General features: G+C 44.3%; 29 protein-coding genes. 27 read left to right on the forward strand and 2 right to left on the reverse strand.

The window, feature by feature from the left end; translation table 11 throughout:
* Positions 1 to 3 precede the first annotated feature (3 nt).
* From I8U17_RS18780 to I8U17_RS10265, 4 genes are read left to right on the forward strand one after another with little or no spacing between them, the layout of a single operon-like run.
* Positions 4 to 2,226, forward strand: coding sequence for a phage minor head protein (locus tag I8U17_RS18780; protein ID WP_198056145.1), 2,223 nt, complete (start codon positions 4 to 6; stop codon positions 2,224 to 2,226).
* 4 nt (positions 2,227 to 2,230) lie between these two features.
* Positions 2,231 to 3,421, forward strand: a complete 1,191-nt coding sequence (locus tag I8U17_RS10255; protein ID WP_198056144.1) for a hypothetical protein — start codon at positions 2,231 to 2,233, stop codon at positions 3,419 to 3,421.
* 6 nt (positions 3,422 to 3,427) lie between these two features.
* The gene (locus tag I8U17_RS10260) at positions 3,428 to 3,826 is read left to right on the forward strand and encodes a hypothetical protein (RefSeq protein ID WP_198056143.1); all 399 of its coding nucleotides are present in this window, start codon (positions 3,428 to 3,430) and stop codon (positions 3,824 to 3,826) included.
* A 16-nt stretch (positions 3,827 to 3,842) separates the two neighbouring features.
* Entirely contained in the window at positions 3,843 to 4,883 is a 1,041-nt protein-coding gene (locus I8U17_RS10265; protein ID WP_198056142.1) for a phage major capsid protein, read from the forward strand.
* A 43-nt stretch (positions 4,884 to 4,926) separates the two neighbouring features.
* Here I8U17_RS10265 and I8U17_RS18580 read toward each other — a convergent pair whose 3' ends face one another.
* Complete coding sequence (locus I8U17_RS18580; protein ID WP_232337276.1) at positions 4,927 to 5,178, reverse strand: PQ-loop domain-containing transporter; 252 nt, start codon at positions 5,176 to 5,178, stop codon at positions 4,927 to 4,929.
* 80 nt (positions 5,179 to 5,258) lie between these two features.
* Between I8U17_RS18580 and I8U17_RS10275 the strand changes: the two genes are divergently transcribed.
* The 16 genes from I8U17_RS10275 to I8U17_RS10350 all read left to right on the forward strand — a co-directional run bounded on the left by I8U17_RS10275 (position 5,259) and on the right by I8U17_RS10350 (position 16,298).
* Complete coding sequence (locus I8U17_RS10275; protein ID WP_198056140.1) at positions 5,259 to 5,429, forward strand: hypothetical protein; 171 nt, start codon at positions 5,259 to 5,261, stop codon at positions 5,427 to 5,429.
* A 2-nt stretch (positions 5,430 to 5,431) separates the two neighbouring features.
* Positions 5,432 to 5,869 carry a head-tail connector protein gene (locus tag I8U17_RS10280; RefSeq protein WP_198056139.1) on the forward strand — a complete coding sequence of 146 codons (438 nt, stop codon included), beginning with the start codon at positions 5,432 to 5,434 and terminating at the stop codon, positions 5,867 to 5,869.
* Positions 5,854 to 6,231 carry a hypothetical protein gene (locus tag I8U17_RS10285; RefSeq protein ID WP_198056138.1) on the forward strand — a complete coding sequence of 126 codons (378 nt, stop codon included), beginning with the start codon at positions 5,854 to 5,856 and terminating at the stop codon, positions 6,229 to 6,231. Before I8U17_RS10280 ends, I8U17_RS10285 begins: the two co-directional genes overlap by 16 nt.
* A complete protein-coding gene (locus I8U17_RS10290; RefSeq protein ID WP_198056137.1) occupies positions 6,218 to 6,661 on the forward strand; it encodes an HK97 gp10 family phage protein in 444 nt (147 codons plus the stop codon). Before I8U17_RS10285 ends, I8U17_RS10290 begins: the two co-directional genes overlap by 14 nt.
* Positions 6,658 to 7,014 carry a hypothetical protein gene (locus I8U17_RS10295; RefSeq protein WP_198056136.1) on the forward strand — a complete coding sequence of 119 codons (357 nt, stop codon included), beginning with the start codon at positions 6,658 to 6,660 and terminating at the stop codon, positions 7,012 to 7,014. The genes I8U17_RS10290 and I8U17_RS10295 overlap by 4 nt, the downstream gene beginning before the upstream one ends.
* Positions 7,015 to 7,019: 5 nt before the next feature.
* Positions 7,020 to 7,217 (forward strand): hypothetical protein, encoded by a 198-nt coding sequence (locus I8U17_RS10300; RefSeq protein ID WP_198056135.1) that lies wholly within the window; start codon positions 7,020 to 7,022, stop codon positions 7,215 to 7,217.
* Complete coding sequence (locus I8U17_RS10305) at positions 7,214 to 8,023, forward strand: hypothetical protein (protein ID WP_232331018.1); 810 nt, start codon at positions 7,214 to 7,216, stop codon at positions 8,021 to 8,023. The genes I8U17_RS10300 and I8U17_RS10305 overlap by 4 nt, the downstream gene beginning before the upstream one ends.
* 13 nt (positions 8,024 to 8,036) lie before the next feature.
* Positions 8,037 to 8,531: a hypothetical protein gene (locus I8U17_RS10310; RefSeq protein ID WP_198056134.1), complete on the forward strand. Its 495-nt coding sequence runs from the start codon at positions 8,037 to 8,039 to the stop codon at positions 8,529 to 8,531.
* 53 nt (positions 8,532 to 8,584) lie between these two features.
* The gene (locus tag I8U17_RS10315; protein ID WP_198056133.1) at positions 8,585 to 8,824 is read left to right on the forward strand and encodes a hypothetical protein; all 240 of its coding nucleotides are present in this window, start codon (positions 8,585 to 8,587) and stop codon (positions 8,822 to 8,824) included.
* A gap of 76 nt (positions 8,825 to 8,900) precedes the next feature.
* The gene (locus I8U17_RS10320) at positions 8,901 to 9,278 is read left to right on the forward strand and encodes a hypothetical protein (RefSeq protein ID WP_198056132.1); all 378 of its coding nucleotides are present in this window, start codon (positions 8,901 to 8,903) and stop codon (positions 9,276 to 9,278) included.
* A gap of 53 nt (positions 9,279 to 9,331) precedes the next feature.
* A complete protein-coding gene (locus I8U17_RS10325; protein WP_198056131.1) occupies positions 9,332 to 12,136 on the forward strand; it encodes a phage tail family protein in 2,805 nt (934 codons plus the stop codon).
* Positions 12,137 to 12,147: 11 nt separating this feature from the next.
* Entirely contained in the window at positions 12,148 to 13,026 is an 879-nt protein-coding gene (locus I8U17_RS10330; protein ID WP_198056130.1) for a phage distal tail protein, read from the forward strand.
* A 1-nt stretch (position 13,027) separates the two neighbouring features.
* Positions 13,028 to 14,176, forward strand: coding sequence for a Gp37-like protein (locus I8U17_RS10335; protein ID WP_198056129.1), 1,149 nt, complete (start codon positions 13,028 to 13,030; stop codon positions 14,174 to 14,176).
* 4 nt (positions 14,177 to 14,180) lie between these two features.
* Positions 14,181 to 15,098 carry a hypothetical protein gene (locus tag I8U17_RS10340; protein WP_198056128.1) on the forward strand — a complete coding sequence of 306 codons (918 nt, stop codon included), beginning with the start codon at positions 14,181 to 14,183 and terminating at the stop codon, positions 15,096 to 15,098.
* A gap of 55 nt (positions 15,099 to 15,153) precedes the next feature.
* Positions 15,154 to 15,573 (forward strand): phage holin family protein, encoded by a 420-nt coding sequence (locus tag I8U17_RS10345; RefSeq protein ID WP_198056127.1) that lies wholly within the window; start codon positions 15,154 to 15,156, stop codon positions 15,571 to 15,573.
* Positions 15,570 to 16,298 (forward strand): N-acetylmuramoyl-L-alanine amidase, encoded by a 729-nt coding sequence (locus I8U17_RS10350; protein WP_198056126.1) that lies wholly within the window; start codon positions 15,570 to 15,572, stop codon positions 16,296 to 16,298. Before I8U17_RS10345 ends, I8U17_RS10350 begins: the two co-directional genes overlap by 4 nt.
* 142 nt (positions 16,299 to 16,440) lie before the next feature.
* Here I8U17_RS10350 and I8U17_RS10355 read toward each other — a convergent pair whose 3' ends face one another.
* On the reverse strand, positions 16,441 to 17,847 hold the full coding sequence (locus I8U17_RS10355) for a helix-turn-helix domain-containing protein (protein WP_198056125.1): 1,407 nt from the start codon (positions 17,845 to 17,847) through the stop codon (positions 16,441 to 16,443).
* A gap of 319 nt (positions 17,848 to 18,166) precedes the next feature.
* Between I8U17_RS10355 and I8U17_RS10360 the strand changes: the two genes are divergently transcribed.
* The 7 genes from I8U17_RS10360 to I8U17_RS10385 all read left to right on the forward strand — a co-directional run bounded on the left by I8U17_RS10360 (position 18,167) and on the right by I8U17_RS10385 (position 23,572).
* Complete coding sequence (locus tag I8U17_RS10360; protein WP_198056124.1) at positions 18,167 to 18,409, forward strand: hypothetical protein; 243 nt, start codon at positions 18,167 to 18,169, stop codon at positions 18,407 to 18,409.
* A gap of 407 nt (positions 18,410 to 18,816) precedes the next feature.
* Entirely contained in the window at positions 18,817 to 19,128 is a 312-nt protein-coding gene (locus tag I8U17_RS10365) for a hypothetical protein (RefSeq protein ID WP_198056123.1), read from the forward strand.
* Positions 19,129 to 19,180: 52 nt separating this feature from the next.
* Entirely contained in the window at positions 19,181 to 19,444 is a 264-nt protein-coding gene (locus I8U17_RS10370; RefSeq protein WP_198059354.1) for a hypothetical protein, read from the forward strand.
* Positions 19,441 to 19,638 carry a VVA0879 family protein gene (locus tag I8U17_RS18785; RefSeq protein ID WP_370589238.1) on the forward strand — a complete coding sequence of 66 codons (198 nt, stop codon included), beginning with the start codon at positions 19,441 to 19,443 and terminating at the stop codon, positions 19,636 to 19,638. The genes I8U17_RS10370 and I8U17_RS18785 overlap by 4 nt, the downstream gene beginning before the upstream one ends.
* Positions 19,639 to 19,932: 294 nt before the next feature.
* The gene (gene serS, locus I8U17_RS10375) at positions 19,933 to 21,213 is read left to right on the forward strand and encodes a serine--tRNA ligase (RefSeq protein WP_198056121.1); all 1,281 of its coding nucleotides are present in this window, start codon (positions 19,933 to 19,935) and stop codon (positions 21,211 to 21,213) included.
* 109 nt (positions 21,214 to 21,322) lie between these two features.
* Entirely contained in the window at positions 21,323 to 22,003 is a 681-nt protein-coding gene (locus tag I8U17_RS10380; RefSeq protein WP_198056120.1) for a cyclase family protein, read from the forward strand.
* Positions 22,004 to 22,030: 27 nt separating this feature from the next.
* Positions 22,031 to 23,572 (forward strand): radical SAM/SPASM domain-containing protein, encoded by a 1,542-nt coding sequence (locus I8U17_RS10385; protein WP_198056119.1) that lies wholly within the window; start codon positions 22,031 to 22,033, stop codon positions 23,570 to 23,572.
* The last annotated feature ends 48 nt before the right edge of the window (positions 23,573 to 23,620 follow it).

Below are 23,620 nucleotides of genomic sequence, written 5' to 3' on the forward strand. Positions count from 1 at the left end.
GAAGTGTGGATTCTAGATAAATGGAGATCATGGCAAGCCAGAAGGCAGGTAAGAAAGTATTTTACCGATCTTCGGCAATCGCTGACGAAACGATTGGAAAGCGGTCGTCAGACTGGGAATCAATGGGGGAAGCAGTTTGGTTGGTATGATGGATTCATCAAGCGGGACGAATTACGCCAGAAGAACATCATGGAAACGCTGAGGCTGATTCGAGATATTAACCCGGATGCGAGCATGGCGATTTGGAACTTCCTTCGCTTGTCCAATCAAGGCCATACCCTGGAATGTGTAAAACCAACGGGATCTCCTGATAAAACAGGACTGGCCTATTTAAATGATTTGTCGAGAAGAATAGGAAAGCTTTACGCCGGAGGAACGGATCAACTGGTGAATGTATTGAATCTGTCCGGATTTACCCAAGGGGCACTGGCGTTGGAGGTCGAGTTAAATGAAAGTCTGGATGATGTGGTGGATTTCCATGCGATCGATCCTTCGTCCCTAGATTTTAGACGAAAAGAAAATGGGGAAGTCGAATTGGTACAACGACAATCGGATGGCACATACAAGGTATTGAACCGGGAACAGGTATTTTACTATCCCATTGACCCGGATATTGGTGACCCTTATGGTCGTAGCCCAATTCTTCCGATCCTACAAATCGTATTTTTTCAGGTAGAGGTTTTACGAGATCTCAAGGCGGTTGCCCACCATCAAGGGCATGCGCGTTTTGATATTTCCATCGCTGAAAAAGCGATTATGGAAAACTTGCCTCCTTCAATCATTGCTCAGGGCCCCGATGCCGTTCGTACCTTTGTCATGAATTACATCCATGAAATTGAGCGGGGATTTAAGGACTTACAGCCTGATGATAATTTCTTTCATCCGGATTCGGTTACTATTTCGATGGTAGGAGGAACCAATGGGCAATCGATCGATGTGACCAAAATCATTGATGTGATCAACCAACAAGTGGTAACCGCATTGAAGCAACTCCCAATCCTGCTCGGAAGGAATGAAGGGACAACGGAGACGCACGGCTCCATTCAGTGGCAGATTTACGTTGCGGGAATCGAGTCCATCCAGCGTGGGGTTAAGCGGGTGCTGGAACAGGCATATAACTTAGCTCTGCAAGTCCAAGGAAGGCAAAGTCGGGCAAGGATCACTTTTAATAAATTGCGGACGACGGATCGGTTACTGGAAGCACAGGCGGAACAGATTGAAACGCAAACCAAAATTGCTCAGATTCAGCAAGGATGGTTCACGAACGATGAAGCAGCGATGGAAATGGTGGGGCATGAAGCGGTGAATGAGCCGCAGCTGCCGACTTCTTCACCGGTAGTTGGGGGCCGATCACACCGGATACAAATCAAGCGTGTGCCGAAAACGAGAAAAGAGGAAGAAGATGAGTTTGTCAAAGAGATCCAAACTTCGTGGTCTTCTGATGTGGCCCGGTTAACAAGCAAGGCTGTTCAAGCAATCCATAAGAGGTTGGAGGCCCAAGTTGAAGCGTACATTCAGCGGCTACGAGAGGCGAAGCAATTCCCCACTCGTTTTTTATTGACAACTCGAGTAGATGACGATCATCCCTCATCGGAGTTTGAAAAGTGGGTCATGGTCAGCATTCTTCATGATGCCGATGTACAGGTCGATAAATGGGAGACAGTATTAATGGAATGGATTCAACAGGTGGCAGAAGAAGCTGGAATGGCAACATTACTGGAATTAGAGGTGGAGATGGATTTCGATGCTCGCGATGAGCAATTGCTTCGATGGCTGTCCAATCGGGCTTATGAATCGGCAAACCTCCTTCAGCAAACAACCGACCACGAGGTGATCATGACCCTGTGGGATGTGGTCGTCCTTGAGGGGGAGTATTCGATCGATAAAGCGGAGGAAGCATTGCGGAATTCCTTTGCCTTTAGCAAAGAACGAGCCAGAACGATTGCCCGGACGGAAATGATTTCTGCGGCCAGGGCGGGCCAATTTTATGGGGACAAACAGTCTGGAATAGTGGTGGGGAAAGAATGGTTTGCGGCTCATCAAGATCGCACCCGCCCCTGGCATTTAGAGGCGGATGGTCAGAGGAGGCCATTGGATGAACCATTTGAAGTAAATGGCGAAAAGTTGATGTTTCCAGGAGATACATCTCTTGGAGCGACGGCAGATAATATCGTGAACTGTCGCTGTGGCTACTTTCGGATTTGGAGAGGGAAGAGAAAGGGGTGAAAAAATGAGCGAGCAAGCAAACCTGCTCCATTTGCCTGTTCGGTTGATCGGCGAAAATCGGGAGATGGATCTTGAACTGATTAACCGGCACACACTGGAGCCGGTGACAGCGGAAGAAGTCTTTACCTTTTCGGGTATTTGTTCCAATGATCAGCAAGATGCTTACTTTACCCGGATGGATACGTCCACCACGCTTCGGAATTACGTTGAGGACCTTCAATCTGGGGTCAGTCTTCAGGAAGGCCATGATATCCACAAGAATCCCTATGGGCGAAGTTATCACGGGGAACTCATTTCGGTGGATGAGGGTGGACATGCCGTTCGGGGTTACTGGTACATTATCCGAGACTTAAACATCAATGGGGCCAATACCAAAGATCTGATTCGCGCCATCCAAACAGGTGTGATCCGGGATTTGTCCGTTGGTTTTGGCGGAACAAGCATGTGGTATCGCTGTGGGTCTTGCGGACGTAATCTTTGGGATTGGGAATGTCCCCATATCCCCGGTTTAGAAGATGAAGAAGGGAGAATGAATGTTGCCTGGGTAATGGATGCGCGGCTCTGTGAGGTAAGCACGGTTTACAAAGGAGCCACACCGGGAGCCTATATTGAGAAGGCACGCGAATATGTCTCACAAGGGCAATTGTCCCAACAGAATATTGCTCGCTTAGAACGCCAGTACCATGTCCGGTTGGACGATGGGAAGCGTTCTTTTTTTATGCCTGAAAAAGGGAGTGAACAGAGAGTGAATCTGTTAGACCAACTGCGGCAAGCGATTGAGGAAAACAAGATCGAAAAAAGCCGGGTGTACGACATCCTTTCAGAAGGAGAGCTTTTCCGTCAACCGGACGATATTGCTCTAAGAAATGAGTTGGTCGATTACGCCACCGTCGAGGGAGTGCGCCAATTGAAACAAGAGGCCCAGATGGGGCGCGCCTATCTGGAGGATTCGATCGATCAAGCGGTAAAAGCTCGGATTCGTGCCTTTGGGGATCGCTTTGATGCCGAGAAATACCGCTCTATGCTGCTGAAACTAAATGATCTGGATTCCGTGAAAGAAGAAATCCGTTTGTACGAACAGATGGTAAAACAGCGGTTTACATCCGGTCGTCAGACAGAGCCTGAACTGCTTCATAGTCAACCAACTGCACAACCATCGGATTTTAAGCGTGAAAACATCTTTGAGAAGGAGTGAGGTTTCATGTATGGAACGCGCGTGGGTGGAGTCACACCGCATTCCTATGGTTTGCAAGTGACTGTCCTGGTTCCCAGTGCAACGGCTTCACAGCCGGTGAATGAAGGGGATTTACTCAAGTTGATTACGACCGCTCCTTATAGTGCGGCTCCATGTGCAGATGGAGACCCGATTCAGTTAAAGGCCATCCACGGTGGAGTAACCGACGGCACGACGCCTGTAGGTTGCCATTTATATGGGTTTTCCCGTGTAGACAGATTCAAATTTACGGGGGCTGAACCCACGATCGGTGCATCCGTGGTCGCCGCCGGAAATGGCGTTGTCAAGGTTGCTTCGGATAACAACGGAACGTTCGTTCTCTTTGTGGACTCAAGTAGGCAGATCGTCGAAGTGGCCATGCCCTAAAAAGGAGGATTGATCAATGGGAATCCTAGTGAGGAATCATTGTGGGAAGAATGTCGAGCTGAAAACGGGGGCATCCTTAATTGCTCATTTAAAGGAGCGATATAAGCGAACTGATTCCTATGCCGTGAATCGTTATTTGGAAGCAGAGCAAGTTCAACTGAATGATGTGTTCCGGGCATTTGGAATCGAGGACATCGGAAAGGTCCAAGTTCGCACGGTGCTCCAGAATGACGGCATGAAGCCATTGTTTAATGCAGCGATCGAAGATGGATTGCGAATGGGATTTGAGAAGGAATCCAACTGGCAAGTGCTGGTGGCGGATACGGTGGATGCCACCAAAATGGCACAAGAGTGGTATTTCCTCGAGTATGATGAGGATGAAGTCGCCCTGCGTGAAATCGGTCAAGGGGCTCCGATTCCGGTTGGTACGCTCAAGATTGGAGATCAATCGATCCGGCTGCATAAACGAGGACGTGGCATTGAATGGACCGATGAAGCGAAAGACATGAATATTAAACTGGTATCCCTGTTTCTGATGAAAGTAGGGAAAAAACTGGGGCGCGACTATGAAAATACGGCGATTTACCGGTTGTTGAATGGCTATTTTCCGGATGGTTCCGATTCCCCGCCTGTGATTGGGGTAAAGACGGCTAACAATCTGACCATTGGGGATTTGTTTTATGCGGCCATGTATATGGAGGAAGAGCTGGGCTACAACGTAAAACGGCTCGTGATGAATCGCAAGACGGCTTCTTCGATTGCCGAATTGAAAAACGGCGATGGCAACTACTTATTTATTGATAACTTAAAGAGTGGAGAGTGGCCTTCACCACTGGGAGCACCGATTCATATTAACAATCTTGTTCCAGATAATCGGATTATCCTCGTGGACACTGCCTTTGCCCTGATCCGCTACTCCTATAAAGAGTTCGGTGTCGAATTTGAACGGTCGGCGAAGACCCAGTTGGAGGGTTCCTACGGAACAGAAATATCAGAGTTCGTTCCGTTTGAGAAGAATGCTCGCTTAATTATTACGTTAGACCAACAACGAGCATAAGGGGCATATGGAAATCTTCCGGTGGTTCTAATTCAAAACAAGCTTACTTCTTATATCGTAAAATGAGGATCACGAGAACGAGGATAATAACCAAAGATAACGTGTTGGTAATCAAAAAAGCATATCCAACTCCTCTTACCGCTAAACTCAGTGCATAAACTTCCATCAGGTTAATACCCAACAAAACCATTAAATAGGATTTTATGTTCAAATCCTTAACGGACTTGGTCCTCCAGATTTGAACAATCTGTGGTATCCAGCCTAGTGATAAGATAATTCCACCCAATAACTGCATAAGAGCGAAAATCAATCTATCACTACTCCTTTCATATTGTCCTAAGTTAATTTTACATTAAAAGAATGGAGGGATATGAAATGGCGACCAAAAAAGAAGAGAAAAAGAAAGTGAGGCTCAAAGATCCTTCTACTCAATATGGGGAAGGGTCTTTTTCGTTGCTTGGGAATCAGGAGAAGGAATTACCAGAGAATCCTTCTCCGGAACTGTTGGCCCGCATCCGTTCTGGTTTTATTGTTGAGGTGAACTGACTTTGGCCTATCTTTCCGTCGAGGAAGTAAGAGAAAGGACCAGTTTGAAAGAAGTGGCTGAACTTCCCGAAGAGAAGCTCCAGCTATATCTCGAACGAGCCACCGCATGGATACACCGCGTCGCCCAGAGAAAATTTTATGATGAGACTGATCTGGATCGCTTAATCGATCTTAAAACAGCGAGCGTACTCCTCGTGGAGTACCTGTGGGTGCAGGATCATGACGAAGGAAAAGAGAGGGTTATGAGCCAGGTTAAACAAGAAAGAATCGGCTCCTATGCCTATACATTGAAGGATGATACCGGTAAGGAAACGGGACTGACCGGAATCAAGGAACTGGATTCCATTTTATTGTCCCTAATGCCGAAGACATTCGCGACAGGGATGTTTTTCTCGGTATCTGGACCATCAAGGGTGGGGAAGAAATGCGAATGGAGCTGAATTTTATCCATCGGTGCACGCTGGTAACGAAGGGGCAACAAACGGGGTTTGATCCTTATGGTCGTCCCATTTTTGATGAGAGATTGAAGCCGGATGTCCCTTGCAGGGTGGACCAATTTAATGAAGAGGCGCGATGGGATGATTTTGGCTTCGAGTATGGGGTAAGCTATGTTTTATTTTTAGGGCCAGACCTTGTCTTGGATGAAACGATGAAAGTGAGAGATATCGTGGATCGAGTTGGCCGATTGGTTTTTCCGGGTCTTTTTTTGTTTCAGCAAATCCAGCCTGTCTTTGGACGTAAAGGAATTCATCACTATGAGGTGTTTTTGAAGAAAGAGGGAAATGAGGATGGCGAAAAGTGAGATTTCCTTTCAAGTACAAATCGATGCCAATGCCTACGATTTTTTTAAGAAGGAATCCCCTCAGAAGTTAAAGGAGGCTCGTCAAAAAGCGGTTGAAGCCGCCGGAATGGTTTGGTCTGACGAAGCGAAGCGGATTACTCGTGATGAAGATCACATCGACACGGGGCTTTATATCAACAGCATTGGTTATCGAACTTCTTTTCCACCACGGAATAAAAGTGGATGGAACGTTCGTGAAGCGACCGATGAGGATATCGTTTATGAGTTGGAGGAAGGGGAGGATGTCACCACATTGGCCATTGGCTCCAACGTTTCCTATGCAAGTGAATTGGAAAAAAGGTATCACATCATGGCAAAAGCTTTGGATCAAGGAGAATCAAGAATGAAGCAAGTGGTGGAGTTTCAAGTGAGGAAGGTGCTGGGCAGTTGATCCAGTATGTTGATCCGATTCCGCCAATTGTCACGTTTCTTTCCGTTCGGTTGAATAGGATTTCGGTTTATGGCAACATCGCGAAGAACCCCGTTTTGCCTGCATTGATCGTCAAAAGTGCAGGGGGAGCGGGGTTTTCTCGTATCCAGTTATTAGCCAGGGCCGAGAAAGATTTTGAAGCGATGGAGTTGCTCATTCAAACCATGATGCTGTTGGAGCAGTACGCGAATCAAATCCAAGGCATCCGGGTTACTTGGTGTGGGCGGGAAAGTAATCCGTTTCCCTCTGTAGACCAGGATACCGGAACACCGGAGGCTTGGTGTTACATGAGGCTGGAGCACGTGGAAGGGTGAGGGGAATGGCGAAAGTTGAAAAGGTCAGACGAATCCGTTGTGTGGGTCCGGTTGAACCAACAAGTGGAGTGGTTGTTTTACGAATGGGTACGCTTGATATTGTTCCTGGGCAGGTTTTAACGATAGGGAAAGAATTGTCGGATGATGAGGCAAGACTTCTTCTTTCCATGAAGACATGGATCTTTAAAGAGGTGAGTGAATGATGGCGGATATTTACAAAGTCGACTCTTCCAAAATCGTCGGCGGGCCTGGGCGACTGGTCGTCAAACCGTATGATGGCATTTTTCCGCAAAAGATTAGCGAGGTCATGGATTTATTTCCTCCCTATGATTTGAAACCGGGTTGGCGGGATTTGGGAGCGACCACGGAAGGAATCAAGACTTCACGAAGCTTTGATACCGATGATTTTGAAGTCGACCAGCGTGGCCCCATTGATACGACCATATCCAAATGGGAGCATACGCTGGAGACAAATTTGGCGGAGAACTCTTTGGAAAATCGGCAATTGGCATTGATCGGAGGAATGATTATCGATTCTCCCCCAACACTTGGGACTGCGGTTCCGATATCCAATGCGGTGACCAAAGGAGCAACGATCTTAACCCTCTCTTCGGCAAGCACCGATTTTAAAGAGGGTGGTTGGTTAAAAATCGGTTCGGAAACCCTGCCTCTTTCAAAAGTGGCTGGAACCTCCCTCTATCTAAAGGAACCGATTGGTTCAGATTATCCGGCCAATACCGATGTGAGCCCGGTAACGGAGTTGGGGACAAGACGAATTGGTTATGGAACGGTTTCGGATGTTCCCTTTATGACCTATGCCCTGATTAGCCAAAAGAAAGACGGAACGCTTTACATGTGTGTTATTTGCAAAGCGAAAGTAGCTGGAGATGAAAAAGAGCAGACCTACAGCAAGGAGAAACGGGTTTTGCCGCTAAAGTTACAGGCGTTCCCGGAAGACAACCTGTCCCAAGACGAAAACGTGTATTACGAAATCGAACAAGTCCGGTGAAAGGATGAGACGAATGGAACAAGCTTTAAGATCCCTCGATATTGAAAATGTGATCGGGCAAGTAACGCTGAGTAATGGAACCAAACTGGACGTTCCCAAGTTGTCTTTGCAGAAGATTATCCGGATCGTAAAGTTTCTTGGCGTGGATGGAGTCCGGATTTACGATCAGTTGCGGGAGGTATTGTTGGATGATACGCAATCGGATCTGGAGAAAATCGCCTTGGTATTGGAGCAATTGAAGGAAGAGCAATTCGTCCGTATTCTCTCCATTCTGCTTGATGTGGATGACCAAACAGCCCTTCAATTGGATTTGAATGAGATGCTTGAAGTCCTACTGGTCTATGCGGAGAAGACCAACCTATCCCAAACTTTTACCCAAGTCCAGAAGCTGATGAAGAAAATGTCGGGCAGAGACATTCCCGATCTTCAGACGCTTCTGGGCTTTTTGTTTCCGCCAGTAGAAGAGAACGGCGCACAAGCTGGTCCGAAATCATCGAGCGCTGGATAGAGCAGATCGGCTTTGTGGCCTCCCACTATGGGTACACCGAGGAATATGTGCTGATGCATACACCGGAATGGTTGGCGCGGAAGAGCAGGCAGGCAGCCCAAGAAAAGATTGATGAACACCGCATACGGATTGTAGAGAATTTTAAAGGCTTGGCTCTCTTCATTGATCTTGCCTTTAATCAAGGACGGGAAGCAGATCAAATTTTACCGTCTTTATATGAGGAGGAAAGAAATTTAAGTCAGGCCGATAATCCCTATATTGAAACGATGTGGTGGAAGTATAAAAAGGAATAATAGAATTTGTTGAGGGAGAAGCTTTGCCATATTTCTAATACTAAACAGAAATAAATTATTGTTGAGGTGAAAAACTTTGGCGAAGCTTTTCAAAGCAATTGTATGGATTCTAAGTATCTTTGTATTTTTGATATTAATTTTTGGTGTTTATGCTATACCGTTACTTCCAATATATAAACACCTAGGTGAAAATGTTGTCGCAAATCAAATAGCCGGAATGAACTATATGCTTACTTTCCTTGCGATGGTTGGAGCAGTTGCCGGCATTGGATTCACTGTTTTTGGTTACTATGAATCCAAGAAATTTCCTGAGCTTATTAAACAAGAGATACACAGTCAATTAGATGAAAAAGCAAGAAAAGTGAATGAACTAAATGTGAGAATCAATTTATTGAATGATCAAGTCTTAGAGATGTACAAAACAAAGAAGTTCGATTCATTAATAAACTTATAGAGTTTTATGGGCTATGGCTAACCGGTCATAGCTCTTTTTAGTAGGTGAAAATCATGACCACAGTAGGCAGATCCAACATTGAGATTACCGCAACCGACCGTCAGGCACGGCGAACCATCAGCAGCTTTTTTCGAGATTTGGAAAACACCGGCCAGCGAATCGGACAAGCCATGCAAAGGATGAATCCTTTTGAAACCATCGAACAAGGGGCTAATCAATCGACCCAGTTCCTTGAGAGATATAAGTCCCGTTTTTTAGCGGCGATCGATCAGATGAATGCGAAGGCGACACAGTCCAAAAAAATGATGGATATTTTGCCGGAGACCAGTAGCATTCAGCGGATCGATCGCTTTTTTCTTGGCATTGGAGATCGGCTTGAGCAGATGGCCAAACAGGGAACGGCGGCGAACTTAGCGATCACGATGTTAGGGAGAAACGCCAGTTTAAAAGAGATTCTGGATCGGATCAAGCTCATTAACCAAGGGCTGGCCCGGATGCAAGCATTAGCCACAACGTCCGCCATCGTATTGGGTCTGTTTACCACAGGCATGGTGAAACTCTCCAATACCGTCGATGGCCGTCTTGTACCAGCAGTGCAGGCGTTCAAACGGGTTTGGCTTTCCGCATTGAAGCCATTTGCCCAAATTTGGACCGACTTTGCTCTGAAAGTGATTCAAGCGGGAACGGCCATCGGGCGGTTTATTGAACGGTTGAACCAGATCAACCCGGCTATTACCAAGATGGCGGGAATGTTCCTTTATCTCTTTACGGCAATTACGCTTTTTCTTTCGCCAATGGCGATCGGGATTGGTCGAGCGCTTGGAATGCGGGCGGCATTTACGGTTCTCTTTAATACCTTCAAACCGCTAATCCTAGGTTTCTTACGGGTTGCAGGTATGGCTTCCCTTATTTCCGCTGCATTAGTCATTCTGGGTGGGATTCTCATTCGCCTCTGGCAAAATTCCGAGGTCTTTAGAAACGCCATCATTCAAGGCTGGAACGCAATTAAAAATGCAGTAATGAGTGCAGTTCAACCCCTGATCCCAAGCCTCCAGCGCTTGTGGAGTGCTTTTGTCCAGTTACTGAATGCGTTCACGGGCGGCGGACTTACGGTCGGGGACTTTTGGAAAAGCCTTGGAGACTCGATTGGTCGGGTGATTCATGCCATCGTTCAAGTCGGCGTTCCACTCCTTCAAGGTGCTTTGCAAGTCATCTCAATCGTTTTGGGGGGAATCGTCGACGGACTGACCAAAGGATTTCAGGCATTACAACCTTTTATTGAACAAACGGTTCACTATCTTGAGGGGCTCTTTTCTGGAATACAGGGAAACAAGGCCAATTCAATCATTAAGGAATGGAGAAGGAATTTTGCCTCCTTCTTGGCCTTTTTAAAACCGATTATGGGGCAAATCGTGCAGATTATTGGGCAAGCCTTTCAGCTCATCGGCCAGATTATCAAAGTGGCCGTGATGGTTTGGGGGACCGAGATCAAGATCGCTTGGACGGCGATTGAAGCAATCTTCTCCAACCCGACGGTTATTTCGGTGATTCAGCCGTTCTGGATATATATCAAGACTGTCATTTCTAATGCACTAAGCATCATTTTAAATGTGTTAAAGCTGTTCTCCAATTTGCTTGCTGGAAACTGGGAAGCCGCATGGCAGAATCTGCAAAACATCGTTGAACGTATCGTGACCATCCTTGCTTCCACCATCTCGACCAGTTTTCAGATTCTCTTGACCATCTTTGCTTCAGTATGGAGCGCGATTTCTTCTCTTTTGACTAGACTATGGAACCGGATTCTTAGCACCGCCTCCGCGATTTGGGGAGAAATCGTTTCGTTCTTTGTCGGGGTCTGGAACGGGATCGTTTCATTTGCTACTTCTATTTGGACGAGCTTGGTAACCTTTTTGACCGGGCTGTGGAATGGGTTGATGGGAATCGCCACGGTGGTCTGGAATGCGATTACTTCGGCCATTGTGACCGCATTTACGTGGATGTACAATCACAATTACTATTTCCAGGCGCTGGTCGATACCATTGTGGCTGCTTGGAATATCGCGAAACAGTGGACGATAAACACATGGAATGCCATCACTTCTTTTTTGACAAGTGCATGGAATCAGTTGCGATCCATCGCCTCTTCCACCTGGAATGGCATGAAGTCGGTGATCCTGGCCGTTTGGAATACGGTAAAGCCTTGGCTGGTGAGCGTCTGGAATAGTCTCCGATCGGTTGCCACTTCCGTATGGAATGGCATCAGAAGTGTGATTTCCAGTGTGGTCAGCGGCCTCAGAGCCGTGGTCACTTCGGCTTGGAACAGTATCAAAGCGGCCACCTCCTCCGCTTTCAATTCCGTTAAATCAACGGTGACAAGCATCTGGAACTCGATTAAATCGATGTTGTCCGGACTGGCGAATCAGGCTGCTGCTTGGGGAAGGAATTTGCTTAATAACTTTGTTAGCGGGATCAAAAGCCGGTTCTCCGCCTTGGTTAAGGTCGTGAAAGATGCGGCATCAACAGTAGCCGCTTACCTTGGATTTCACAGTCCCGCCGAAAAAGGCCCCGGAGCCGATGCAGACAAATGGTTTGTGAACTTAATGGAGATGCTGGAAAATTCCATCCGTATCCGGGTTCCTCATTTGCGGGCCGCCGTGCTTGATGCCGCAGAGCAGTTAAATGCCATTACTGTGTTAAATCTCGGGGGAACTCTGCAAAGAGCGGGAATCGTTTCCGCTTCCACCAGTGAATCATCAGTTCAACAAGTCCACAATGAAGTCCATATCTATGCGCAGGAGGCTCCTTTAACCGAAGAGCGCTTAATCCGCTATCTCCGGCGAATGGATTGGCTGCGGTAGGAGGTGAAATCGTGCCGGGTGAAAGGATAACCTGGGTGGATCAAAACGGAGTCGAAACCGTTCTTTCTTATCAACCGGGTGTGGAAAATACCATTCTTCTTTTATATGACCGAGAAGGCTTTGAAATGCCTTCTTTTTCTTTTGCAGAAGAAAAAATCCCGCTTCAATATGGTTCTGTTCTTCAAGATATCCAAGTGGAACCGCGGGAAGTGGATATGGCAGTCATGTTTCGTGGGAACGATTCCGCCGATTTGCAGCGGAACGTTCGTTGGTTTAAGAGGTTGTTTAATCCTTTACGCGGAGACGGAAAGCTGTGCGTACTTACAGCCGATGGTGTAGAAAGGGAATTGGTTTGCCGGTATAAAAGCGGGATGGAGGGACGGGAAAAGACGGGGGAGTCAGGGGACCGATATAAAAAAATGGTGCTGACGTTTCGGGCTTTTGATCCGTTTTTTTATTCCACCCAGGTTTTTACCAATACGTATCAACTCAATACCAATCCCCCAAAATGGTTTCCCCTTTTCCCGTTAAGATTAGGAGGAGAGGCTATTAGCACCGAGATTCAGTTGGATAATCAAGGGGATATTGAAACCTTTCCGGTTTGGACCATCTACGGGCCAGGTCAAAATCCTATGCTTCTCAATCTTACGACCGGCTATTACCTGATGTTTGAGAATCTGTCTTTGGATGTGAATGAATTTGTGACCATCGATACCCAAAAGCGCATCATTGAAAAGAATGACGGAACCAATCTTTATCCGGAACTGAGCATTGGTTCGACCTTATGGAGATTAAATGCCGGGGTCAATATTGTCCATATGGAGATGGACGGCGCTTCTTCGGATTCAAAAATCGTCGTTTGGTATCGGGAGCGATATTTGGGGGTATAGCATGGCGCTTTATGAAATTTGGGTGAGAGATCGGGAACTCAATCTCGTGGGTTCGATCACGACTTTTCGGCAATTGGAATTGACCATGAAATTTAATGATGTAGGGAAATGGACATTGGATTTACCGCTGGACTCACCTGATGTGGGAATGCTGTTAGAGGTTCGGAAACAAGGGGGTGGGATTGGAGGGATTCTTGTCACCAGAGACGGGAATCCCATTTTTTCTGGCCCGATTCGAAATGTGGAAGTCAATAACGACCTTAGTTCAAATAGTGGATATACCTTCTATGGCACGGATGACAATGGTTTGTTAGGGACACGTCTGGCGCTTCCGCCGCCTTATTATGCGATTGCCGGAACCGGATACGGATATGACGTTTTCACAGGTCCTGCCGAAAGTGCCCTCTACCATCTTGTTCAGCGGAACTGTGCGGAACTGGCCTCGGCCTATCGAAGGATTCCGGGGTTATACACAGATATTGACATGAAGCAAGGGAAAACGGTGACCATTCGTTCGCGATTGGACCCCTTGATTGACAAATTGCAAGAAGCGGCATTGGCAGACGGGAACCTTGGCTTTCGGGTGTTGCAGTTCCTGAACAACTTCATGATTTTTCAGGTATATATCCCTCAAGATCGTGCGCAGGATCTTGTTTTTTCACGAAAGCGGGGGAACTTGGGTTCCTATCGGTATTCCGTGGAAGCTCCGGCAGCCAATTATGTGATTGTCGGGGGAGGGGGAGAAGGGGAAGCGCGAACGTTTATGTATAGCGGGGATGAACCGAGCCGGACCTTGTACGGGACGATTGAAATGTTTGTCGATCAACGTAGCAATACAGATAACAATGAACTTCTGCAAGCACTAAACAATGCACTGGTGGAAAACACGGAGAAGACCAGCCTGGAAATTTCCCCTCTCGATGTTCACCCCACCCGTTATTTGGAGAACTATGATCTGGGAGATCGGTGTACCGTTGAAGTGGAAGGGGAAATCATTCAGGATGTGATCCGGGTCATCAATATTACCTTGGGAAAAGACGGTGAAAAAATTGTTCCAACGGTGGGAACGCCGAATGTCGGGACTCAATTTCGACTGTTTGACCAGTACCGGAATCTCGAAGCAAGAGTAGGAAATTTGGAAAGAAGGTGAGTCTATGCCAGCCATCGTGAACTCCTTTCCTTGGGATGATACGCCAAGTTATGAAGCGGATTGGCGCGACATGATGGAAAATATGCGATCCACCGGGATTATTGTTCAGGGACCAATCATGGATGGATCAACCGGGGATTGTGCGGTCTCTCCGGGAACGGGTTTGCAAGTGAAAGTCGCTCCGGGAAAAGCCTGGGTCAAAGGGCACATGTGGAAACACACCGCGGACTATGTTTACTTGCCGATCAATGCAAATACATCGGGATCTTCAAGAACCGATTTGATTGTACTTCGGGCTGACTTTACGAACAATTTCATGACGTATACCGTCATCCAAGGACCGAATGCGGTTCCCATTAACAATTCCACAACCTGGGATCTTCCGCTGGCCGAAGTAACGGTTCAAAACAATGCCAGCAGCATTTCTTTGGCGGATATTAAGGATCGGAGGATGACATCGAACCACGCGGGATTTCGTCCGATTTGTATTTTGCGAAACTCCACCGGTAAAAGTTTGGCGACCGGAACCAATGCCACCCTCTCATGGGATACGGAAGAACTGAATCCAGTTGGAATGCATCTGGTTAGTGACCGGATCACGATTCGGGAAGATGGAGTTTATGAAGTGGGCTGTTCAACCGTATGGGAAACGGTGGCTAATTCGGATAACTTGAGGCGGATTATTCTTTTTCGGAACCGTGGGGGAACGATCGATGCGATCGCGCACGGTTCGAGTCGTGGAGCGGGGGTTGTCGGTGTGGATGTGGGTGTTTCCGCGCGCAGGGTCATTGACCTGCAAAAAGACGATTATCTATACGTAACAGCCTACAATGACAGTGGAGCGACGTTGAACATTAAGGCATCAGGGTTATATTCTCCGGTTTTCTGGTGCATGAAATTGGGGGAATCCAAGGGACTTTAACCGTTTTGCGGATATGTGGCAAAGCGGTTTTTTGTTTACGGAGGTGTAGAGCCAAATGTTGACCACCGACGAATGGGGAGAATTTTTGCTCAAGTTTACTGTTGGTGTACTGGGAGGGATCACCGCCCAACTTTTTGGGGGATGGTCCGATGCTTTAAAAGCTTTACTGATTTTTATGACGATCGATTATGTCACCGGCTTTCTGGCAGCCCGAAAAGAAGGGAGACTTTCGAGTACGACGGGTTTTTTTGGAATCATGAGAAAGGTGATGATCTTTGCGATTATCGCTGTGGCTCATGTGATTGACACATTATTGGGAGATGGACACCTGCTCCGGGACGGGGCGGTGTTTTTTTATTTGGCGAACGAAGCCTTGTCTATTGTGGAGAATTCAGGACGCATGGGTTTGCCGATTCCGTCAGAACTGAAAAAAGGAATTGAAATCTTGCGTGGAGGAAAGGAGAAGAAAAAATGAAGACCATCATCCTTGATCCTGGACATGGAGGGCCGGATTCCGGTGCAACCGGCTTCGGTCTGAAAGAAGCCGATGTGGCGTTACAATTAGCAGAAATGGTTGGAGACTACTTTGGAAAGTATGAGGTCGTGGTTACTTTTACGAGGAACCGGAACACGTCGTCTTCTTATCCTGGGCCGCCAGAGGGACTCTATAAACGGATTAACTATGCCAACAGCAAGAGCGCGGATCTTTTCTTGTCTTTGCATTGCAATTCCGGAGGTGGTTCTGGCTTTGAGTCTTATATTGCTAAAGGAGCTCCCGCCAAAACGCAACGGATTCAAAAGGCAATCAATGAAAGCGTGTTGGGATATCTGAAAGGATATGGGATTGATCCACATGGGAATGCAGCAAAAAATGATACACAAGGAGCTCATTCCCGGATCGCCGTTTTGCGTGACACGAGGATGAGTGCGGTTTTGTTGGAATGCCTGTTTATAGATAATCCAAGGGAAAATAAGCTGTTGCGGGATAAGAGGTTCTTGGATGGGTTGGCTGGAGCCATCGTTAAGGGAGTGGCAGTTGCTTTTGGATTGAAAGAGAAAGTGGACAGGCCGAAACCGATGTATAGGGTGACGGTGGACGGGGAGGTGATTTATGACACGGCTTATGAGGAGAAAATTGTAGGTATAGTATTAGAAGCAACAGGAAAGCAGGCAGAAGTTATTCTCCTTAAAAAGTTATAGATAAGCGTATAGAATAAATAAAAGGGAGGGGTGTGGAAATACCCTCCCCTTCTTTATAAAAATGATGCCATCTGGTTCAAGTGAATAGTACAAATCGATTCCGACAATATATGTAAGAATTAGGTCGGAATTTAAATATGGCTTAGTCATTCGGTGGGTCCCCAGCTAATTTCATTGAATGGTGTGGCATGTTATTCACCCCTTTTGTAATTTTCAGTTTCAATTGTACATCAAGTTCAAGCATCCTTGCCACGATTTTATGAAATTTAGGATCATTTACAGCCCGATAACAAAAGGCTAGTTTTTCTCGAACCTCAGGTAAGGGCTGTTCCGGATGTAATCTTTCTTCATAATCCCAAACTTGTTCATAGTAAGGGATAGCTTCTCGTAATTCATTTCGACGGATGTAATAATCGCCGTACAATTCCAATACTTCCATGTGACGGAATGGATCTTCCGTTTCTCGGCTAATTTTTTCAGCCTTATCAAGCATTTTTTTTGCTCTGTTCCAGTCTTCTTTCAAAGAGTAAAGTTCGCCTAAACGCATATAGGGGGTAGCCAGTAAATGTTCATTACTAACTAACTCTTCTAAGTCAAGAGCATAAAGGTAGTATTCTTCTGCTTCAAATAAATCGCCGCACTCTTTGTAGATCGCGCCAAGCAGAGTATATATTTCTAAGGCTTGTTCTGGACGGTTACAGGTTCGTGTAATTTCTAAAGCTTCATTTGCATAGGAACGAGCTTCTTTAAATTGCCGTTTTTTGAAGAGGAGTAGAATGTGTAAGGCATAGACTTGTAACTTGGTGTCAATATGATCGATTAAACCAATTTCCTCTTGCATTTTCCGAACAATTATTAAGGCATCCTCGTCTTCATCAAGTTTTTCCAAATAGATAACCTCGCTAATCAATAAATTGTATATAATACCAGCTCTATCGCCATCTTGTTGATAAACTTCTTTTCCTAAACGTATATGGTCCAACGCCTTAATAAGGTTTTTGTCTTTAAAAAATGCTATTTTGGCTAAGTACAAATGGCAAACAGCAGCTAAATTGCTCTTATCAAATTCGAAATGTCTGTTTAATTGATTAAGCACATACTCAAATTTTTTTCGAGCAGAATTCCAATTCCTACGATAGATGTGACATTTTCCTAAGATTAATTGTTGAACGACATAAAGAGGGTCATATGGGTCGAATGTAAGTTGAATTAGTTTTTCTTCTGCACGATTAGGACTATGGAGTTCGATTAATCGTTCAACATGGTTTAGATAGCGTAAGTCTTTCGAGTTAAGCGTTTCATCTGTTTCAATGAGTTCTAAGACATACTGCAAAGAGGTATTCAGCAATTTGCAATAGACTTCAATCTTTTCAACGGTGACATGATCTTTTCCGTTTTCGATGTTTGAAAGGGTTGCTACAGATATATTACCCATTGTGGCTAAAACTTGTAATTTGTGACCACCCTTTAGACGAAGTCTTTGTAAAACCGATCCGACCTTACGTAACTGTTCTGGGGTTAAAGATATATCGTCTTGCTCTCGTTTCATAGTTACCTCCCGTTTTTTAATCACTTCTTTAAAAAAGTAGTACGGCAATAAAGGGGATTTCTTATTGTAAGGGTAAATAACCACGTTTTTTTAATTCGTGAGTTAAAATGAACCGAAATTATAAATATTCTAATACATTTGCCTGTGTTTTATAATGTAAGTAATCAATCATCCAGTAAGAAAATCAGAATGTTGGTGTTATTTTAATAATAACACGAATATTGGGAGAATGGATGAGAATCTAAAAATTTTATAGGGAGGGTGAAGATCATTGCTGAAATTGAGAGTTGAAGGTAAAGTGCATCAGGTGGGACCGTTCATGACTGACCTTAATCATCATTCGAAGATTAATTTCCATCAAAAAGAGACACAAACGGATGAAGATCATGTTTGTATTACTTGCGATATTGATCTACAACCATCTCGTAGAGTAAAAGTTGTTGAGTTTTTGAGAGAGGGAAAAGTTATTATCACAATGCCTCTGCTTGATTTGGTTGTTGCAGAAATCGAGGAAGGGAAAACAATTCTTGCAGGTAAATCATTTGACATTTTTTCTGGATAAAAAAAGAGCCAGAAAAATGGCTCATACAAAGCAGAGTTATTTACCTAATTATATCATGGATGGGAGATGGAGGGAACCAGATCAAAGAGGTTCCTAAATGAAGAGTAGAAAAATCATTTACTGGTGGGATGAATCAGAACGAGAACTTATCGTTGTTTGTCCTTCCAGAAATAAACGAAAAAGGATTAAAAATCCGAGAAGAATCGAACGTTTTTTGCAAGTGCATCGGGTCACATTGGAAGAGTGCAAGGGTGTCAGATGCGATTTTGATCATCTAGGACTGTTCAGGAAATTTTGGTGGTAGGAAAACGGATTGTAACGACGGGTAAGCGGTAAACACATACAAAAGGCTTGGATACTCGGTGTATAGATCCGAGTATCCAGTCCGTTAAAGGGTGTTGAAAGTGTTGCGAATAACGGTAGAGGGACCAGAAGAGAAAGTAAGAGCATTTTTGAAGGATTTCTCCATCCTTCCGCAACATAAAGTATTGGCTACATCCGTCCCTTACGAAGATGATGAATTGGCACAAGGTGAGGTACAGATTCTTTGCCATTTTCGACATATCCCGCTGAGTGAAATCAACGAACCGATTTCCGTTACATTTCAAACCAAGGATGGGAAGTATTTAAACTTTCATTTGTTGAGTGGGCACGTTATTCGGGAAGGAGATACCATTTCAGTAACAGGAAAGGCTGTATCTGGTCTACTGAAGGAGTAAAAATGGATTGGGTTTTGACGATTCTGTGCAGATGCACCAGGAGGTAACGCTCATGATGGTTGGCTTAGGTGTGATTGCGATTTTATGTGCGGTTTGGAAAATGATTTTTTTACTGAGGAAAAGAAAAGACCATCTTATATATGAAATTGCGGATAAAACCTCACTTTTTGATTACTTTTTGCTCTTGGCTACGGTCTTGATGTTTTTAGTTGGAAAGAGTACTGTCATTCAGCTTTATCTCCTTGATGTCCTTCTCATTATTGGAATTGCAAACACAATGATGACTTTTTACTATGCAAAAAGGGTGAAAACATGATTAAGCAAACGGAAGATGAGTGGTTGCACGAAATGAGTCAGCGATTTCCAAACTTAAGAAAAGCGACCTTTGAATGTCCACAGTGCGGCCATGTTCAGTCGATTGAGGATTTTCTCAATCTCAATCTCGATGTAACTAGAGCTTATAAGTATGGGGCGATATGTAAACGAAGAAGGTTGTTCTTTTTCTGTTGATGATGATAATTGTTCACTCGGCAAAATGAGGATTGTTGTTACAAGGAATAATGATAAAATCAAAGTGTTTGATTTTATCTAAAATTTATGTTTGATATTTTTATTATTCTTATGTTTTCTTATGTTTTCGGCAGGATAATGAGAATTGATGTAGAAATGGATATTGACGTAAAAATGGGAATAATTAGCTTCCTGCATCAAGTAGTAAGATGTGCTATTGATCTTAGTTTAAAAGTAGCGGTTTAAGATATAATGTGTTAGTGTATTTATATATTTGACTTGGGAGGCTATTTTATGCTTGACATCAACTTTATCAGGCATAATCCTGACAAAGTGCAACAGGCTGCTGACAACAAAGGAATAGCGATCAGCGTTTCTGAATTGTTGGATTATGATCAAAAGAGGCGTGAGTTTATTCAGGAAATTGACACGTTGCGGGCGGAACGGAATAAAGTCTCAAAAGAAGTGCCTAAATTAAAAGGCGATGAGAAAAAATTAGCCATTCAGCGAGTAAAAGAGGTCAATGTAAAGCTAAGTGAGTTGGAAGCTCAATTTGAAGAAGTAAACAAACGATTCAATGATTTAATGTTACTTGTTCCTTCGGTACCATTAGATGATGTTCCAGTCGGGGAAACGGATGAGGATAATGTGGAGATTCGTAAAGAAGGCATTATCCCAGAGTTTGATTTTCCTATTAAAGATCATGTGACTTTGGGTGAGATGCATGACATGATCGATATCCCTCGAGGGGTAAAAATCGCCGGAAGTCGCATGTATTTTCTTAAGGGAAAAGGAGCAATGCTGCATCGTGCAGTGATTCAGTTGACCCTTGACTTCTTGGCAAAACGTAACTTCACACCAATGGTTGTTCCAGTAATGGTTCATGAAAAAGCTATGTATGGAACTGGGTATTTTCCATTAGGAAAAGAACAAACCTACGTAACGCTAGATGATACACCAATGAACTTTGTCGGTACGGCGGAAGTCCCCTTAGTCTCTTATTACTCAGATGAAGTTTTGGACGTTTCTCAGCTGCCTATTCGAATGGCTGGAGTTTCCGATTGCTTTAGAAGAGAAGTTGGTTCAGCAGGTAAAGATACGCGCGGGCTGTATCGTGTCCATCAATTCACAAAAGTAGAGCAGGTAGTAATTGCTCCGGCAGATCCTGTCATTTCTGAGCAAATTCATTATGAGTTGCTTTCCAATGCTGAAGAGATTCTTAAGTTGTTGGAACTGCCTTACCGAGTGGTTGAAGTTTGCACTGGTGATATGGGACAAGGGCAGGTTAAAAAGCATGATATTGAGACGTGGATGCCGAGTAGGGAGAAATATAGTGAGACTCATTCCTGTTCATCCTTCTTTGATTTTCAGGCCCGGCGTTCTGGAATTAAATATAAAGATGAAACGGGAAGATCGAAATTCTGCTACACATTAAACAATACTGCTATCGCGTCCCCACGAATCCTAATTCCACTTTTAGAAAATCATCAACAAGCAGACGGATCAATCTATATCCCAAAAGCACTACGGCCTTATCTTGATGGAGTCGAAAAATTTGAACTGGAGAATGAATAAATTCGGGGAATTAATCATCCTTACCTTTACAGCAAGTGAACCTTAGGATATTGTTGCGGTTTTGGTGAGGATGATTTTTTATTTCATACTTAGGAAGGATGAGGAAATAGTGGGGAAAATTATTGATTTGACTTTAGAAATGGAAGATGGTCTTCAAACATTTTCTTCACATCCAAGAATGGTGGTACTAAATCATGTTACTCATGAATTTACGGCGCCAAGATACATTGACCCATGTAAAGGTTTTGCATCTAAAATGTTAATATTCTCAGATCACGCCGGTACCCATGTAGATGCACAGAATCACTATGTTGAAGGAGGTGAATGTGCAGCCAAAATACCTATTGAGAAGCTGATTGGTAAAGCAGTTTGTATCGATGTTTCAAACAAGGAAAAGAATGATGTAGTTGATTCAGCCATGTTAGAAAGGGTTTGCCAAGAGAATTATCTCAATATTGAACAAGAATCTATAGTCTTGATCCGGACTTTTCCAGGCTCTTGGGGAGAAGATAACTTCTTTGAATGGCAAGGAATCAATGATGATGCGGCAGCGTGGTTACAAAGTAAAAAAGTGAAAGCTGTTGGGGTTGATCTGCCTATTGCGGATGAAGTGGGGAATATGCAACGGCCTGTGCATATGCGTATGCTCAAAAGCAATATCTATTTAATAGAAAATTTAATAAATCTCCACATTGTTGCAAATCAGACTTTTACCTTTATTGGATTGCCATTGAAAATCAAGGGTGCAACAGGTTCACCGATTCGTGCAGTGGCTGTCTTAAATGACTGAATTAAGGGAACTGGGGAGGAGATTTTAATGTCTGAGAAGAGTTATATCCCGACCAAAGTGTATGCAAGTGCTGAAGACCTCCCTTCGGGGGTTGTAAAGGAATATCCTCAGTTTGAAACGAATGTCCAGCTTATTGACTTAGGGAAAGGAGCATACTGCTTAAATCACGCACTACGACTTGAGCAAATCTTTGGTGGTCAAGTTTTGAAAGAGGCCTATTACAATGTATTAGATGAAAAAGCCCATTTGGTTGAAGAACGTCTTCTACAAGCAATGTTTGATAAAGGATTTCTCGTTCCGCCAGGAGTTTCTCCAGATCGTGAACATCGTCGCTTGATGAAGCAAGAAGATCAAAAAAAGGATATTTCAATATCATTTACATTGCTGAGAATTCTGCTTACGGATATTTGTAATCTCGCGTGTTCATACTGCAAGGTTGTTCAGAACGTTGCATCTCCTCTAACTACACCAACTTCTTCAAACCGATTAGAACAAGTGATCCAATTTTTCTTTAATAACTCTGATCCTAAACGTAACAAGATTATCCATATTACTGGTGGAGAACCGACGTTATTTTGGGACTCAGTAAGGTTGATTATAGATTTGAAAGAAAAATATCAAAGGCCAAACGAGCATATTTGGATTGTAATGGGAACCAATGCAACCAGAATCGATGATGAAAGAGCTCGCTATTTGGCCGAAAAAGATGTTAAGTGTATTGTATCTATGGATGGACCTGCAGAAATTCACGATCAATTGAGAGGGACCAGAGGTGGACAAGGTTCTTGGGAAGCAGTGGATCGTGGAATAAAAAAATTGAAAGAAGTCGGCGTTGAAGTATCGATTTCGATGGTTTTGGGAAAGCACACAATTAATGAAGCCTATTCAATCATCGATTGGTTTTTGGAGGAGTACGAGCCTACTGGTTTGGGGGTTAATTTTATGAAACCTCCGACCCCAGACCAAAAAGACTATGAATATCTCATTGATCCAAATTTATATGCGGATACAATGTATGGAATTCACAAGTCGTTTCGTAACAAGGGACTGTTTTTGGAACTGGTTTATCGTAAATTGCAACCTTTTGTAGAGCAGAGATACAGATTTCATGATTGTGGGGCTGCCGGAGGTACAAATCTAAACGTCGATGCAAAAGGTAATGTTGGACCTTGCAAGTCTTTTTTAGTGATGGATCAGTTAGCCTTGAAAGATTTGGATTCTGATTCATATCGCTCAACAGTTATTTCGCAATGGCGGAAAAGATCTCCTATTTATTACTCCTATTGTAATGATTGTTCGGCTCGGGGAATGTGCGGAAATGGTTGCGCATATGATGCACAAATTCATTCAGGTGATGATATGGCAATTGATATACGAAGCTGTGAGTATACGAAAAGATTCCATGAGTTATTTATTGAAGATTTGTTCAATATTGTTAAACCTCGTGATTTTGATTTATCTTCATGGTGGCATGTTCCATCAAAAAAGGAAAGGGAAGCGGTTCTTGGTAATGTAAAGGCCAGACCCCGAACGTTAAGCTATTCAATTGGTCATCAAACCATGGACTGATGCTTTTACCAGGTGCCGTCTTTTTGATGGCACCGAATTCCACTTTTT

Origin of the sequence: Thermoactinomyces sp. CICC 10521, from assembly GCF_016055135.1 — a bacterium.
Lineage (GTDB): Bacteria > Bacillota > Bacilli > Thermoactinomycetales > Thermoactinomycetaceae > Thermoactinomyces_A > Thermoactinomyces_A daqus.